This window comes from Bacillus cereus group sp. BcHK124, from assembly GCF_027712065.1.
In the GTDB taxonomy this organism is placed as follows: Bacteria; Bacillota; Bacilli; order Bacillales; family Bacillaceae_G; genus Bacillus_A; species Bacillus_A pacificus.
Genome location: NZ_JAQFPJ010000008.1, coordinates 118,417 through 133,977, shown reverse-complemented (window position 1 = coordinate 133,977; position 15,561 = coordinate 118,417). Strand labels below are relative to the sequence as shown.

Genomic DNA, 15,561 nt, shown 5'->3' with positions numbered 1-15,561 from the left:
TGTACGTTGTCCAACAAAATTCCGCACATATGAGAGGAGTTTATAAAACTATGCGCTACGTTATCATAACAGGAACTTCACAAGGTTTAGGTGAGGCTATTGCCACACAATTGTTAGAAAAAAATACAACTGTCATCTCTATTTCTAGAAGAGAAAATAAAGAGCTTACGAAACTCGCAGAACAATATAATAGCAATTGTGTTTTCCACTCCTTAGATCTTCAAGATGTACATAATTTAGAAACGAACTTTAACAAAATCATTTCATCTATTCAAGAAGACACTGTATCATCTATTCATTTAATTAATAACGCTGGTACACTCGCACCAATGAAACCAATAGAAAAAGCTGAAAGTGAAATACTCATTACGAACGTTCACATTAATTTACTTGCGCCGATGATCCTCACCTCTACTTTCATGAAACATACGAAAGAATGGAAAGTAGATAAACGTGTGATAAACATTTCATCTGGTGCAGGAAAAAATCCTTACTTCGGATGGGGCGCTTATTGTACAACAAAAGCTGGCGTAAATATGTTTACACAGTGCGTAGCAACCGAAGAAGCAGAAAAAAAATATCCAGTAAAAATCGTCGCTTTTGCACCTGGTGTTGTTGATACAAATATGCAAGCACAAATTCGCGAAACAAATAAAGAAGACTTCACAAACTTAGACCGCTTCATTACATTAAAAGAAGAAGGAAAGCTATTATCACCCGAATATGTTGCGAAAGCTATTCGGAATTTATTAGAAACCGAAGACTTCCCTCAAGGCGAGGTTATTAGAATTGACGAATAACAAAAAGGCGTGCTATTTTAGCACGCCTTTTTGTTCTACTTCTCTAAAAATATGAGTACAGACTCCGCAATTTGCTCATAACCGATTTCTTGATAAATTTTATTCGATGTCGGATTCGCTAGATCAGTATATAACGTAGTCGTCTTGTACCCTTCATCTAACATACGTTGACTAAGTGCCGCTACACAATTAGATGCGTATCCCTTTTTCCTTGCTTCTTTAGGTGTATATACGAAATTAACTGTTATATTATTTTTAGTTGGACGTGTTTTTGCTGCTACAGAAACAAGTTTCCCGTCTACTTCTAGACCAAATAAACGATGATTAGTAATTAATGTATGTGCCGTTTGTTTTGCTTCTTCTTTCGTAGTAGGAAGATTCACATCTTCACAAAATTGATATATCCACTCTTCTATTAATGTTAGTTCATCACTACTTACTTCTCGAAAAAACCCATCCTCGCTCGGTTTCTTCTTCACTTCTTTCAACTCATATACCCCTTGCTCCATTACCACATTCGTTTTCTTATTTTCTAACACCGCAATCTCTTCTGCTAAGTGCTGTACAACTTTCTTATCACCAATTAACCCAGGAATATCCGGATATATTTTCGTTAACTCTTTTGCAAGCTCCTTGATAGCTACTCCCAAAATTTCAGAAGTTGCAACAATGATTTGTTTCTTCTCTTCTGTTTGAAGAAATACAACCGCAATTTCTTCTCCTTGTTTCGCTATCCCCATAAATATCGGTTGGTGGACCATTTGTAATACGCCTAATATGAGATTATTTTCCTGCTCATTCTTTTCTAGAAATGGTGTAACCTCTTCTTTAAAATTAACAATCTCTTCATATACATGCAATTGAATCATCGACAATCTCTTCTCTCTATTTATAGTTTTATTAAGGTATTGGCGATTAATTCACTAAATTCCTCTTTTACGATTCAATAATATTCGAAGCTAACGTATTCAAATTATTTTCAGCTTGTAAAATTCTCTGTTTTTCCTTTTCAAATACCTCTTCTTCTTGTCGAAATGACTCTTTTCGATTGTTAATCATGCGCTCCATTTCTTTTTTACTTGGCCCACCGTATACATTTCTTTTTTGTATAAAAGCTTCTGGCGATATAATTTCTTTCCACTCTTTTTCTAATAAAGTTATATTAAATTTTTCTTGTAAGTACATATTCACATCTTTCAAATGTAATTCATGAAGCTCCTTTTTCTGCTCCAATAACATATTTGCAATAGCACTCGCTGCATGATGCGCATGCCGAAATGGAATGTCATAGTTTTTTGTTAAAGCATCTGCGAAATCAGTTATCGTAATTGCATGTTTATAGGAACGATTTTTCAACGTTTCTTCCTCTACTTTCATCGTTCGAATAACTGCATTCATAATAGAAAAAACACGAATAGTCTTTCCAATCCCTTTATATAAATACGGCTGCAAGTCATCCTCTGTATCCACAATATCACCAAATGGTGTATTATGAATCATTTGAAATACTGTAAATGCTTCTCCTAAAGCACTACTCGTAATTGCACGGGCGTGTTCAATAGAAACTGGATTTCGCTTTTGCGGCATAATACTACTAATTTGCACATATGGCTTCGCCACAGTAATACCATCATATTCTTTCGTCGCTAATAGTAAGAAGTCATGGATCCATCTGCTCGTATTCGTCATCATTACCATAAGTAAAGAGCTAACTTCTAATAAATAATCCGCTCCAGCAACAGCATCATATGAGTTCTCAATTACATTTGTAAACCCAAGTAAATCGGCAACTCGCTCTCGTTTAATTGGGAAACTTGTTGTAGAAAGCGCAGCGGCTCCCATTGGCGACTGATTTAAAAGTTTGTACGTTTTTTTCATGCGTTCTAAATCTCTCTGCATCGTATCATAAATCGCTAACGTATAATGACCAAATGTCGTTGGCTGTGCTGGTTGTGTATGTGTATAAGCTGGCATAATCGTTTCCTTATGATCAGAAGCAAGTTGCAGCATACTTTCCTGCAATAACAAATGATGTTCCATTAATCGTAATACATACCGTCTTAAACTCATGCGATACATCGTTACACCCATATCATTTCTACTTCTACCAATATGCATATTACTTACAAAATCGCTTTTTGCTTCTTGAGAAATTAAATGTTCCACTAAAAAAAAGAGATCTTCATGCTGCTCTGTATAGAGCAATTGCTCTTCTGGCATTCCCTCTACCTTTTTTAATGCGTGTAATATAACTTTACCTTCTTCCTTTTTCATTAAATTTTCTTCCATCAGCATTGTAATATGCGCTTTATGCACTTGAAACATATCTTTCAATAAGTAATTTCGTTGAAAATTAAATACATGTTGTAATACACAATCCACATATGTTTTCCCAGGGAAATCAGCGCCTTCACTCTTTATAAACTCTTCTTTATTTTGTTTCATCACCTTTTCCCCTTTCACCTAAGTATTACTACCCATCATACCCAGATATAGCAAAAAAGTGCTTGTATATAAAAATAAACTCGGCGCCTCTGCACCGAGTTTACTTAATAAAAGTCGCATCATACTTATCACTTTGCAACACTTGGAAATGTAAGTTTGCTAAATGTTTCCGTATTTCTGCACTGTCGTCCTCATTTAAATTATTTGCTAAAAACACTATTTCTGTACAGTTCCCGCGTTTATCCATTGCATAAACTGCCTTTGTAACTGTCCATGGTGTATAACCATTTTTTTGGCCTGCATGTCTAAATGTTTTACGATATTTCTTAGCGCTCATATCTGTTTCAACGATATTCGCCCATACTTTTTCTTCAGCTTCTGTTAGGCCACCTTTATGATTTGCCTTTTGAAGCAGTACCATATAATCGTTTGCAGAAGCAGCTGGCAATCGATCTGACCAAATTTTATCGTAACGTTCCTCTAAATAAAGAGGAATTTCCTTCTGTAATAATGGCCCCTTCTTTTTTAAGCGTTCATGAATAATCATTGCATATTCACGATATTGCTCTTGAGACATTTCTTTTAACTTCTTCTCTATTTTATATTTCGGAACATGTAATTCTTTATGCAAATATCCTGGAATGTATAAAGATGAAACGATTGGAAATAGCGGCTGATGTGCTGGAAGCGATAAACTTTGTAAATTCCGATTAATATTATCTAATCCTAACACTTCCATTAAATATTCAGCATTCGCATTCGAACTAAACTTAACCATTCCTTTTGCCACTTCTTCTAAAGAAACCGCTCCTTCAGTTATCTTGCCTGTCTTCTCCAAATATCTTTGCCATCTATCTTGTGCACCACCATCTGTATTCGGTACATAATACCGATTCACGTCATTAATGGAAACAAAACTAGACGAATCAATTTTCCCTTCCGTAACTTGTTTCGTATATTCAAGCGCCACAATTAATTTCATTGTACTAGCAACTGGCAATACAACGTTAGGATTGACAGAATAAACAACTTTATCATTTCTCTTTACTAGAAGCGCACTATTTTTTTCATCTTTATGTTCTTCAATAAAGGATGCAATATACTGTGCATCATCATTATTTGAACTCCACACTTTTTTCACTAAAAAGTTACCCGATATTAGCAAAACGAAAATACCCACAATCACTGCGCATACTATAGTTTTTTTCAAATAAAATTCCTCTCCTATTGTGTAACTCTTCTCTATCTATCTCTTACAAACAAAATAATGGAGATGATTATTTTAGTAATCATCTCCATTATTTTAACTTGTATTCTCCCATTATGTCTACGTCATAATTTTAACGAAATCTTCGAGGAATTTTTTATAATGTAACGACCAACCAATTCGCACCCAATTCTTTAATGCTTTTGAGTCAGGTTGAGGCCGGAAATCAGCAATACTCTCTCCTTTTGCAATTCCAACTGTATCTACATCGACTCGGCGATATACATAATCCAAAAGGGACGGATTTGCCGCAACCATCATTGTAACGACGTCATGTACTGGACTACCTGTTATTTTCGGGTTTAACTTTTTATATGCTTTATAATAATACGTAAATATCGGCTCGATCAACTTATTGAAACTCGTTTTAGAGTGTTTTGTAATATATTTTACCATTTCCGGCGTAATAATAGCTTCAGATGTAACGTTAAGTGGCACTAATGTCACATTCTTAGCATTTTGCATAACTAATTGTGACGCAATGGGATCACCATGAAAATTTGCCTCTGCGACTGGTGTCACATTTCCAGGCATTAAAAAAGCACCGCCCATTATATAATATTCTTTCACAAACTTCATCATCGGCTTTTCTAAAATAAACGCTGTCGCAAGTGTCGTTGACCTGCCAGCATCAACTATAATTAATTCTCCTTTATATTTTTCAAGAATATCAAAAAACACACAAAAAGGCTTTATATTTGGAGAAAGATTTTTCGGAGGACGAATTGGTCCTAAACCTTCTGCCCCGTGAATTTCCGGATAGTATGTTGTAATATCTCCTGATAAAGGAATCTTCGCACCATTAATAACCGGTATATCTTCCCTTCCTGCTAACTGTAATAAATATGCTGCATTACTCGTCGCCTTTTCTTGCGTTACATTTCCATATCCCGTTACTACGCCGACAATATCAATATCAGGATGCAACAATCCATACATAATTGCTAAAGAGTCATCAATTCCCGGGTCTCCTAAAAATAATACTTTTTTCATCGACCTCAACTCCATCCCCCTCAATTGTTATTAATTTATGAATAGTCATTGATATACAGAATAAAAAAGAACAAATTCATACGAAAAAACGCAGTCCTATAAGGACTACGTTTTTCATATAACCTATGCTGTTTTTTTCACAGCACTCATACTTCCAATGATGTAAGCGATAAACGCTAAGCAAATCGGGAAGACAACCGTATGTATACCGAACGGATTTGGGTAGAAAAGATGGATACACATATATGACCCTACTCCAACTACAATAGACGCAAGCGCTCCTGTTGCATTTCCTTTTCTCCAATATAACCCTAATACGATCGGCCAAATGAATGCTGCTTCTAATCCACCGAAAGAAAATAAATTTAACCATATTAAAAAATCTGGTGGTTTAATTGCTGCTGCATAAACGAGCAGCCCTACGATAGCAGTAATCCATAAACTTCCTTTTCTAATCGTACTATCTGTCGCATCTTTATTTATGTAATTCACGTATATATCTTTAATGATTGATGAACTTACAAGTAGCAATAACGAGTTTACTGTAGACATAATGGCTGCCATTGGTGCAGCTAAGAAAACCCCAGCTAGCCACGGTGGCAACACTTCCATCGCGAGTAGCGGCATTACTTTATCTGGTACTGTTATACCTGGAAGTACGACTCGTGCGAACACACCCGTTAAATGCATACCAATCATGATGGTACCCACAACAATCGTCCCAATTATTAACGCTTGATGCATCGCTTTTGAATTTTTATAAGACATGGCACGCACACTAATTTGCGGTAAACCAACAACGCCAATTCCAATTAAAATCCAAAATGATGTCACATATGATTTCGTTAAGCTTCCATCCGCTCCGAATGGTGTAATTAAATTCGGATTGATTTGAACAAGTTCCTGCATAATCTTTTCAATTCCACCACCGGCAACGACAGTAGCGATTAAAATGATTGTCGTCCCAACTAACATAATGATACCTAATAACGTATCTGATAAAGCAACTGCACGAAATCCACCAATTAATACGTACACAAGTACAGAAAAAGTAAATAAAAATAGTGCTGTTGTATAAGAAAGACCCGTTAGCGACTCAATTAATCGGCCACCGCCGACCCACTGAGCTACTGTTGCTGAAAATAAAAAGATAATAATACATAACGCAGAAAGTATGACAACTGCTTTATTATTGTATCTTCCCTTTAAATAATCGATAAGAGTAATAGCTTCCATCTTCCTAGCAATAATGGCAAACTTTTTACCGATAACTGTTAAAACGATATACCCTGTTACAACTTGAATCGCAGATAACAATACCCATCCAAGCCCCATATTGTATGCTATACCAGGGCCACCAATAAAGCTACTAGCACTACCGTACGTAGCAATCATTGTCATTGCTAATAATAAACCACCGAGCTCACGCCCACCTAAAAAATATTCTTGCAAAAACTTATTATGGGCAGTCGCTTGTACACGTCTTGAAGCATATACACCAATTAAAAATACAACGATAAACGAAATTATCATTGGAATGATTACATACCAATTCATCTATTATTCCTCACTTTTTTCTTCCTCATCGAGTGAAATATCTTGAAATACAAAACGAACAACTAAACTAAGTAAAATAACCATAACGATAAAACCAACGATACAGCTATAAAAAAACCATGCTGGAAAACCAAATACATATGTATATTCACTTGGATTTTTACTACCAAGCCCATAAGCAAATCCGTACCATATTATAAAATTGATAATAGCAAGTCCAAGACCAATTAACGCTTCTCTATGGGCGATTCGAAAGCGTGGATCATCATGATAATTCTTCATTTTTCTCCCTCCTCTCACGATGTATTATTGTACCATTGTTCTTCTAGTTTTTCCTACTAGAAAGCAAAAACAAGCAGGATTTTTTATAATCATATAGAAGACTTTCTTACATTACATATTTTTTACAATTGTAACACAAATGAAATTTGAATTTTCAGTATTTGTTAATTATGATTTTAATTAGAGGCTTTCCATCTAGTTTCCACATCCTTGATTTCGGAATAAACGCCGTCTCGTACTGCGTTTACATTATATTTTCAAGGGGGTTATACAATGAGTCAACTAGCTGTAAATCTTCATGAAAAGGTAGAAAAGTTTCTTCAAGGTACAAAAAAGTTATATGTGAATGGATCTTTTATTGAAAGCGCTTCCGGTAAAACATTTAACACACCTAACCCAGCAACTGGCGAAACACTTGCCGTCGTTTCTGAAGCTGGTCGCGAAGATATTCATAAAGCTGTCGTTGCAGCTCGCATGGCTTTTGACGAAGGTCCTTGGTCTCGCATGAGCACTGCTGAGCGAAGCCGGCTTATGTACAAGTTAGCTGATCTAATGGAAGAACATAAAGAAGAGCTTGCACAGCTTGAAACGTTAGATAACGGAAAGCCAATCCGTGAAACAATGGCAGCAGACATACCACTCGCAATTGAACATATGCGCTATTATGCCGGCTGGGCGACGAAAATCGTTGGTCAAACAATCCCTGTTTCCGGTGATTACTTTAACTATACACGTCATGAACCTGTTGGTGTCGTTGGTCAAATTATCCCTTGGAACTTCCCGCTTCTTATGGCAATGTGGAAAATGGGAGCAGCGCTTGCTACAGGATGTACAATCGTTTTAAAACCTGCAGAACAAACTCCACTATCTGCCTTATACTTAGCTGAATTGATTGAAGAAGCTGGATTCCCGAAAGGTGTTATTAATATCGTTCCTGGATTCGGTGAATCAGCTGGACAAGCTCTTGTTAATCATCCACTCGTTGATAAAATTGCATTTACTGGTTCTACTCCAGTCGGTAAGCAAATTATGCGCCAAGCATCTAACGATTTATAGGTACGTTTTTTCTTGGTCACTTTTAATTTCCCCTTGTGCTTCATAGGTTATTTGCATTTCGCCCAACACCTATTGGTCGAAATAGATTGTTAACCCCTTCTAAAACCTCTATTTTTAACTCACTTTTAAGTACAAATACACATATAATATGTACTGGGTTGGTAGACCTGCATTTCGTTAGGATAACCCGCATATGATATTATGGGTGCATCCAGCATTTTGTTAGGAAACTCTTTACTGGTAACGCATATACTGTTACTGGGTGGAGTCCTGCATAACACTGAGACATTTTTTACTAGGAGGGACTTTTATGTTTGAAGAAAAAGAAAATGAAGAACAAGACGAGATAGAAGAACTTAAAACATTTACGATTGCAGACTATGTAAAACTACGACGCGAACAACGAAAACAAGAACAAGCAGAGTTCGAATCAAAACTAAAAGTCCTTCAAGAAAAAACAGATAGACTCAAACGAGAATTAGGATACAAAGATCGAAATCAAAAAACCTCCGAATGAAACTCTTCGAAGGCGTTTTGATTCTTTTTTATGTTATTTTCTAAACTTACTTGCAAACGAAGACTTTACTGGCTTCTTGTCGATTGGAAGAACCTTCGGCCCTTCTTGTACCTCTTCCTTCTCTTTAAACCCCTCTAGGAAAGCCGTAGGCTCTTTAAACGCCGTTTTCATGGCATAGTCCACTTTTTGGTTTACTTCTTCGTTAGCGTGTCCCATTAGCGTTCTATACAGTCTATATACAACACCTTGTAGCTTGTCCTTACTTTCTTTTTCTTTTTTCAGATTGTCTTTCAGCTCATTGTGACTTTCTTGCAGTTTAGACAAATCTTTCTGTAATTTCTTCTCTCTGTCTAATGACTCATGAAATTGCTTTTCCATGAAGAGTAAATGCTTTAACAGATCGTCTTTATCTTTATATCTTTTATTCACAAGGTCCACTACGTTTGGAACTTTTACTTCTTTCCCGTTCGAAACAGTTACCGTTTCACTGAAAATCTCGTTTGCTTTTTCTACTTCGATTCGACCGAGACGACCTTCTTTTCTCCAAAATGCATCAGAGGTAGAAGCTGATATGACTCCTTGTTCATGAAGTTCATTCGCATAACGGTGAATCTCTGAATAACTGATATTCCCCATCGCCTGTACATTTTCTCTAAACATCAAGATTACTTTTCGTACTTCTTCCTCAGTTAATTTTGATTTACGTCCCACTCTTTTAGTCATGTAACATTCTCCCTTCTTCCATTCCTTCTAACTTAGAACCTAGTAACGCCATTTTGTATATATCGCTCTGTATAGCGTTTGCTTTTGTTTTTATCTTCGTTAACAACTCTGGATTTCTTCTTGATAATTCGTCTTGTAGAAATTGTTTATTTAGGTTTTGTAAGACTGTTGTCATTTCGTTTACGTTATTTCTCATTTCAAGTATTTCCTTTTGAATTGTTTCTTTCTTTTCCAAATACTCGTCAGGTGAAATTCCCCAGTGCGAACAGAAATAACAACGTTTGGATTCACATTTTTGTTCTTGATCCTTACAAAATCCTATTTTCATTTTTTGTTTATACGTTCCTTCGCTTCCATACACTTTCATTTTTACTTCATCGGGGATAATTCCCACTGATTTAGTTGAGAGACTAGTATTTTTCACTTTTTTCATTAGCTTAAATACTTCAGAATCTACCCAGTACTCTTTATGATTACTGTAATGCAATTGCGTTTGAATTGTTTTATGTCCTCCCAATCGTGCAACCTCAACAGGACTATATCCTTGCATCATCAAAGACATGAATGCTATATGTCGAGAATCATTCGGTCGAAGGTGATATTCTTGTTCTACTTTAAAATCATATACTTGTTCTATCGTTCTATAAAATCTAGGAATTAATGTTTCCAAATTTCTTCTGTTAAATTGATTTGTGTTCTTTTGAATATACCCACGAACGCTGTCTTTCACACTCATAATTGAACGATATGAGATTAAAGTATCTGTTTCCCCATACTGATTCGTTAAATCAATATAACGTTTAATTAGTTGGTACATTTCTTCATCTATCGCTACTTTGTCCATAATTTGTACTCTCTTTGTATTCTGTTTAGTTCTCGGCAAGTGTAGATAATATTTATCTTTATCTACACTTAAGCAATCTCGTTTTATCAAACAAAACTCCGAAGCACGCATTGGAATGATTGTTGTTAATCTCCACCATATTGCAAGTGGATACACCATGAGTAATTCTTTATCGAAGTTTTCCTTATCCACGAAGCTTTCCAACAATGTTTCAAAATGCTTTTCTAGATAATAAGAAAACGATAATACATACTGTGAAGCGGGCAACTCTCTTATATTGCTTTGATGTTGGGGCATTTTATTTTTTAGTTCCACAAGAGCAGGAAGATAATCATCGCCAATCTCTAGGTCAGCATAATCAAAGAAATTACACAATGAATTAATCATTGAACGTCTATAATTATGACTTAGTTCCCCATATTCAATATAATCAACTAACGCTTCTATTTCGGTTGTTTTGAAGCCTTTGGTCACTTCGAATCCCTTATTTAAATGAATTAGACAATGAACCGCTATTTCTTTGTATTGATCAATAAGATTGACAATCCAACATTTAACGATTTCTTTAAACTCTTTTGGCAATTTACGATTAAAATGTGAGGAATCAAACTTACTGAAGTTATAACTGTTGCAATGTTCACTATACAAAACTCTATTAACTTCCCAGTAATCCTCTTCAAACTCACCACGAATCCAGCGATTTTCTTCTACGAGTTTTTGTACAATCCCTTTAGCTTCAACAACACTTTGTTTTATATCGAATCCTTCATCAGAGAAAACATCTATATCAAGTTCTATTTCTTTTATTGTGCTATCTATCACGGACATATTAACTCCCCCTGTAATCTGTATTAAGATAAATATTTTGGATTGTATGTTAAATACTCATCAAAATCTTCACCAGTTTTTACTTGTACTTCCCCAATCAAATCGACTAATTCGTTATATTCTTCTTTTCCTCTTTCGAAGAAATGAAATACTTCCTCTTCCCCAAACTTTTGCATCGCACGTTCTAAATGGTCTAAATCTTTATATAACACGTTCATGAGACGAGTTTTTTCACCGTCAAAGGTATTTGGGTCGAAATCTTTAACAAACTCCAAAATAGACGCTTTAAAACCTTCTACGAGAGAAGAGAGTGAATAAAAATTTGGAACAGCGAATGGACAATCTTTACAAGAATCCAATTCTGGTTTTTGACAGTTCGGAGAGACAAGACATTGGTAATTTTCTTCGTTACTCACCAAAGCATTAACTTGTAAGTCAAACATTAATTCTGTGACCTCATCCAAACCCATACTGAAAATTTTATCAGCGACTTTTTGCCGTTCCGCTAACGTTTTATTAATAAATCCAGTTGTTGCTTCTAGTTTATGAATCCCACCAAATGTTGCATTTAAAGCTAATATTTCTTGCGTTCTTTGATTTCTATCTTCTGTATCTCCAATCAGAACTTCAGCCATCAAATCAGGAATATAACCAAAGTTTTTTCTGTTAAACAAACCCTCGCTTAATTCATCCAATTCATCTTGTGGAATTACAAGATAAATGTTGGTAGTTTCGAAATTTTCATGTGCTCGTAGTCGTTGAGCCATTTCTAAAGCTGCACTACCTTTCCCTTTCTTCACTAGAACCATATATATCAACACTAATACCGTACGATTCATTTGTCGGCTTTGAAATTGAAATTCGTCTATTTCAAAATTTTCGAAGAAAGCATTATGAGCTTTTTGACCAAAATAACTATCATCTTGTGTGCCAAAATCTATGATTCTTGTTTCATTAGAATTTGAGCTAATTACAAGGCTTGTCCGCTTTTTAGCAACGATTGAACAAATAATAATTGCAGTCGCAAGTGAAACAGCTAAATCATCTGGACAATTGAAACGATTGGTTGCTCCAGTTTTGTTTACTGTCAAATCTTTTCGTTTAATTTGATTGATAACTGCATTCGCTTCTTCCATTGTTAAATCCCTTGATTTTAATATTTCTAGAGAATTAATTCCAATCGATTCGAAATCAACCATCGCAATATCCATTACATCTCCGTGTCTCCAGGCATTACCTAAGTGAGCCAACACATAGAGCCAAGCAGAACCGTAATAGAATATTTCTTTTTTATCTTTACCTGCGATTATCTTCTCCGCATCTAAAATAGCTTTATGTTTATGTTCCTCTTTTTGGACATAATCATATACTTTTATGTACTCGTCATACTCATATACTTCTTTTGGTTTTTCTTCTACCTCATACTGATAAGGATTAGTAATTCTGTTTATATCAAATGTTTTTTTTCGCACTTCTTTTTTATTTAAATATATAGTCACTCTTGAATGAAATTCTCTTAAAAAAGCGTATAAAAAACCTTGCTTTTTCACGCCTATTGAAGGATTGAATAATTTGAGATTGATTTCATTTGAAGTTAACGAATACAATTCTTTTTCTATTGTCAATTTTGATAAATATTCCGTACAATCAACGTAATCTCGCAATAAATTCCTTATACCTTTCTCATTTCTTTCAGACAGCACGAACTTCGCTTTGCAGTACGAATACCATTCTTGCTCTGTATATCGACTATTTTCTGAAAAAGAAATTTCTTTTAAAATCAGCCATTCTTCAAACGCTTTTACTGGTGATTTTTCCAAAAGCATTCTTTTTATTTTGTCTTGCATATCAATTTTATCTTTGTATTCTTGTACTTCTTCCAATCGAAATACAAATTCTGCTGTTGTCCCAAAAGCATATCGTATAATAGCATTTGTTTTTATTGGTGTAAAAACAGCCGTAGGTTGTCGAATATGAACACCGCAAATATTATTGATTTCACTTGCAAGACAATACTTCTCCTTACTTTCCTTCACATTTTCAGCAATGCCTTTAATAGCTTCCTTTGAGTAATACACCTTCTTAGAACTCAGTTTAACTGGTTTTATACCCTCTTCTTTAGCAATCAATAAAAGTGTATGTTTTTTCATCCCAAGAATCTCGTAAGTCTCCTCTAATGTGTAATAGTCATCTAGATTTGTGTTAAACATTTCAAAATACTTAACATCCTCTAATCGATAAAACCAAACTAATTTAGTAAGACGTATTCTTTTGAGGTCATTTTGCCGATCTACAATATCAAATTGCAAATGATTTATGTTATATTTTTTTGCCAATTCATCGCTTCTTATATGTGTTTCAACGAAATGAAGTAGTTGCTTCTTATTCACATATAAAATAGATTTATTGAAGCCATTTTCGTAGTATTTATACTCAATTTTTTCCGAATCACAAAGAGGAATAATTTCAGCTACTTTTTTTCGACCCGCAACACTATTACCCGTAACAGTTTCTTTATACCCAAGCTTTTTAGAAACTTCTTTTTCAGTTAAATAATGTTCTTCCATTTCTTCTATTTTTGCCATTAAATCATCTAATTCTTTTACACTAAAAAACGTTGATGGTTTTCCATTGCTTCCTCGTCCTTCTTTTGTAGTAAGGTTTCCTTCTTTAATCCAATGATTAAAACCACCACTATGCTTTGAAATCTTCCCATATTTTCCGCATTTAATGACTTCTGATTTCGTAATCCACTCTTGTTCCACCAATTCCCCCGCCTTACACCTTTATAATTTTTTCTTCCATTTCTTCACATGGTCATAATCGATAACCCCTAATTTTTCTGTGGGGTAATCTTTAAATTCGTTTACAGCCTGTTGTATTTGTTCTGTTGTCAGTGTTTGATCAATATAGGACATAGCTGAAGTTAAGCTTCTATCTCCACGCGCTATCGCTAGTTGCGTTGGAGTGAATCCCATATCAATTAACATGTTCGTAAATACTCCTCGACCGATATGTGTTGACCAAAACGTATCCGCTAGAAGATCATAATCTTTATGTCCCATTAATGAATCTAAAAATGCCTTTTTCACTTTCTGAAAACGTCGATCATATACTTTTCCTGACATCGTTTCTCCATCTCCATCTAAGAATAAAGCACTATGATTCTTGCACTTCCCACTCTTAATCATGTAATCTAGTCTTTTATGATGTTTTCGATATACTTCCCATACGAGATCATTATCTAAAATGGTCTGTCTAGCCATATCTGTTTGTAAGTAATTGAGCCTCTTTGGATTCTCTGATTTCGTATCCTTTAGACGAGAAAAGAATTTGTTACGATTATCTTTGATTTGGACTTCCATTGATTCGCCTTCATTTACAATCAAATTCCCTCTCGAAACATTAACAACTTCACCTCTTCTCAATCCGCCATAAAATTGAAAACACAACCCTAAAGCAATATCCTCTGCAATGTCCATAGCTGTTCGAATAAAGTGTGCTGTTAATTGATTTCGGTCTTCTCCAAAATCTTTCAACTTTGATACTTTTCTTTTACTAGTATTTCTCGAAGGAAATCTTGTTCCTAAACTTGGTTCTCTAAATACTGAACCATGAACAGTATCACCATTAAAATTCTTTTTCTCCTCTAAAGGAAAATCTTCGTCTATCCAATTCATTTTTTTCAAAAACACATAAAATGCCGAAAGGTATTTTTCATACTGTTCTACTGTTGCTTTTTGCAATCCCTCTAATGAGCAATGTGTTATATATTGACTACCATGTTTGCGTTCTAATCCATTTATCCCCTTATCTTTCATACCCACAAATTCTTCATGTCCTTCTTCAATCTTTTGTAAACAAAAATTCAAGAAACGACACACTACCCTTGCAGGTGCATCAGAACTATTTAATGATTTTCCATAAAACTCATACTGTCTTTTTATAAATTCTGATATAGGGTGTGGATATACAATACCTGTACTGTCCTCCAACACACCTATCGTAATCACTTTTATATTTCTCATTTTCCCTCTAATCATTTCATTTACAGTAGTTTCTTTACTTACAAATTTATAATCCATTACTTCATTCACTTCCCCTCATTCATAAAAGAATTTCTCTCTATGTACTCTCTTTTATTTTTGTTTAACATGATTACTTTTACTACTCTCGTTTCTCTGAAATAGTACCTAAATCTATCTTATTTTATTACTCCTATTTTGTCCACTATTTGATAAAAGTGGTC

The 15,561-nt window shown here is 34.9% G+C and carries 12 protein-coding genes and 1 pseudogene; 3 read left to right on the top strand and 10 right to left on the bottom strand.

The window, feature by feature from the left end; translation table 11 throughout:
• The first annotated feature begins 50 nt into the window (after positions 1–50).
• The gene (locus PDK19_RS14875; protein WP_074615366.1) at positions 51–800 is read left to right on the top strand and encodes a (S)-benzoin forming benzil reductase; all 750 of its coding nucleotides are present in this window, start codon (positions 51–53) and stop codon (positions 798–800) included.
• 35 nt (positions 801–835) lie between these two features.
• Here the strand turns inward: PDK19_RS14875 and PDK19_RS14870 are convergent, their stop codons facing one another.
• The 6 genes from PDK19_RS14870 to PDK19_RS14845 all read right to left on the bottom strand — a co-directional run bounded on the left by PDK19_RS14870 (position 836) and on the right by PDK19_RS14845 (position 7,344).
• On the bottom strand, positions 836–1,669 hold the full coding sequence (locus PDK19_RS14870) for a GNAT family N-acetyltransferase (protein WP_074615367.1): 834 nt from the start codon (positions 1,667–1,669) through the stop codon (positions 836–838).
• 67 nt (positions 1,670–1,736) lie between these two features.
• Entirely contained in the window at positions 1,737–3,245 is a 1,509-nt protein-coding gene (argH, locus tag PDK19_RS14865) for an argininosuccinate lyase (protein WP_074615368.1), read from the bottom strand.
• Between the two features lie 100 nt (positions 3,246–3,345).
• On the bottom strand, positions 3,346–4,455 hold the full coding sequence (locus PDK19_RS14860) for a serine hydrolase (protein WP_000751370.1): 1,110 nt from the start codon (positions 4,453–4,455) through the stop codon (positions 3,346–3,348).
• A 117-nt stretch (positions 4,456–4,572) separates the two neighbouring features.
• Positions 4,573–5,514: a nucleoside hydrolase gene (locus tag PDK19_RS14855; protein WP_306470986.1), complete on the bottom strand. Its 942-nt coding sequence runs from the start codon at positions 5,512–5,514 to the stop codon at positions 4,573–4,575.
• Positions 5,515–5,628: 114 nt separating this feature from the next.
• On the bottom strand, positions 5,629–7,062 hold the full coding sequence (gene panF / locus PDK19_RS14850; protein ID WP_001104831.1) for a sodium/pantothenate symporter: 1,434 nt from the start codon (positions 7,060–7,062) through the stop codon (positions 5,629–5,631).
• A gap of 3 nt (positions 7,063–7,065) precedes the next feature.
• Positions 7,066–7,344 (bottom strand): YhdT family protein, encoded by a 279-nt coding sequence (locus PDK19_RS14845; RefSeq protein WP_000800722.1) that lies wholly within the window; start codon positions 7,342–7,344, stop codon positions 7,066–7,068.
• Positions 7,345–7,617: 273 nt separating this feature from the next.
• On the opposite strand from PDK19_RS14845, the pseudogene dhaS reads away from it, so the two are divergent.
• Together dhaS and PDK19_RS14835 are read left to right on the top strand one after the other, a co-directional pair.
• Positions 7,618–8,397, top strand: a pseudogene (gene dhaS, locus PDK19_RS14840) (aldehyde dehydrogenase DhaS); the annotation flags it as partial.
• A gap of 313 nt (positions 8,398–8,710) precedes the next feature.
• Positions 8,711–8,917 carry a hypothetical protein gene (locus PDK19_RS14835; RefSeq protein WP_000461331.1) on the top strand — a complete coding sequence of 69 codons (207 nt, stop codon included), beginning with the start codon at positions 8,711–8,713 and terminating at the stop codon, positions 8,915–8,917.
• Positions 8,918–8,950: 33 nt separating this feature from the next.
• On the opposite strand, the gene PDK19_RS14830 is transcribed toward PDK19_RS14835, so the two are convergent.
• The 4 genes from PDK19_RS14830 to PDK19_RS14815 are packed head-to-tail and all read right to left on the bottom strand — an operon-like array spanning position 8,951 to position 15,397.
• The gene (locus tag PDK19_RS14830) at positions 8,951–9,640 is read right to left on the bottom strand and encodes a hypothetical protein (protein WP_222225062.1); all 690 of its coding nucleotides are present in this window, start codon (positions 9,638–9,640) and stop codon (positions 8,951–8,953) included.
• Positions 9,633–11,312 carry a site-specific integrase gene (locus tag PDK19_RS14825; RefSeq protein WP_144533333.1) on the bottom strand — a complete coding sequence of 560 codons (1,680 nt, stop codon included), beginning with the start codon at positions 11,310–11,312 and terminating at the stop codon, positions 9,633–9,635. The genes PDK19_RS14830 and PDK19_RS14825 overlap by 8 nt, the downstream gene beginning before the upstream one ends.
• Before the next feature lie 23 nt (positions 11,313–11,335).
• The gene (locus PDK19_RS14820; RefSeq protein ID WP_270707438.1) at positions 11,336–14,077 is read right to left on the bottom strand and encodes a hypothetical protein; all 2,742 of its coding nucleotides are present in this window, start codon (positions 14,075–14,077) and stop codon (positions 11,336–11,338) included.
• A gap of 21 nt (positions 14,078–14,098) precedes the next feature.
• A complete protein-coding gene (locus PDK19_RS14815) occupies positions 14,099–15,397 on the bottom strand; it encodes a site-specific integrase (RefSeq protein WP_144533391.1) in 1,299 nt (432 codons plus the stop codon).
• Between the last annotated feature and the right edge of the window lie 164 nt (positions 15,398–15,561).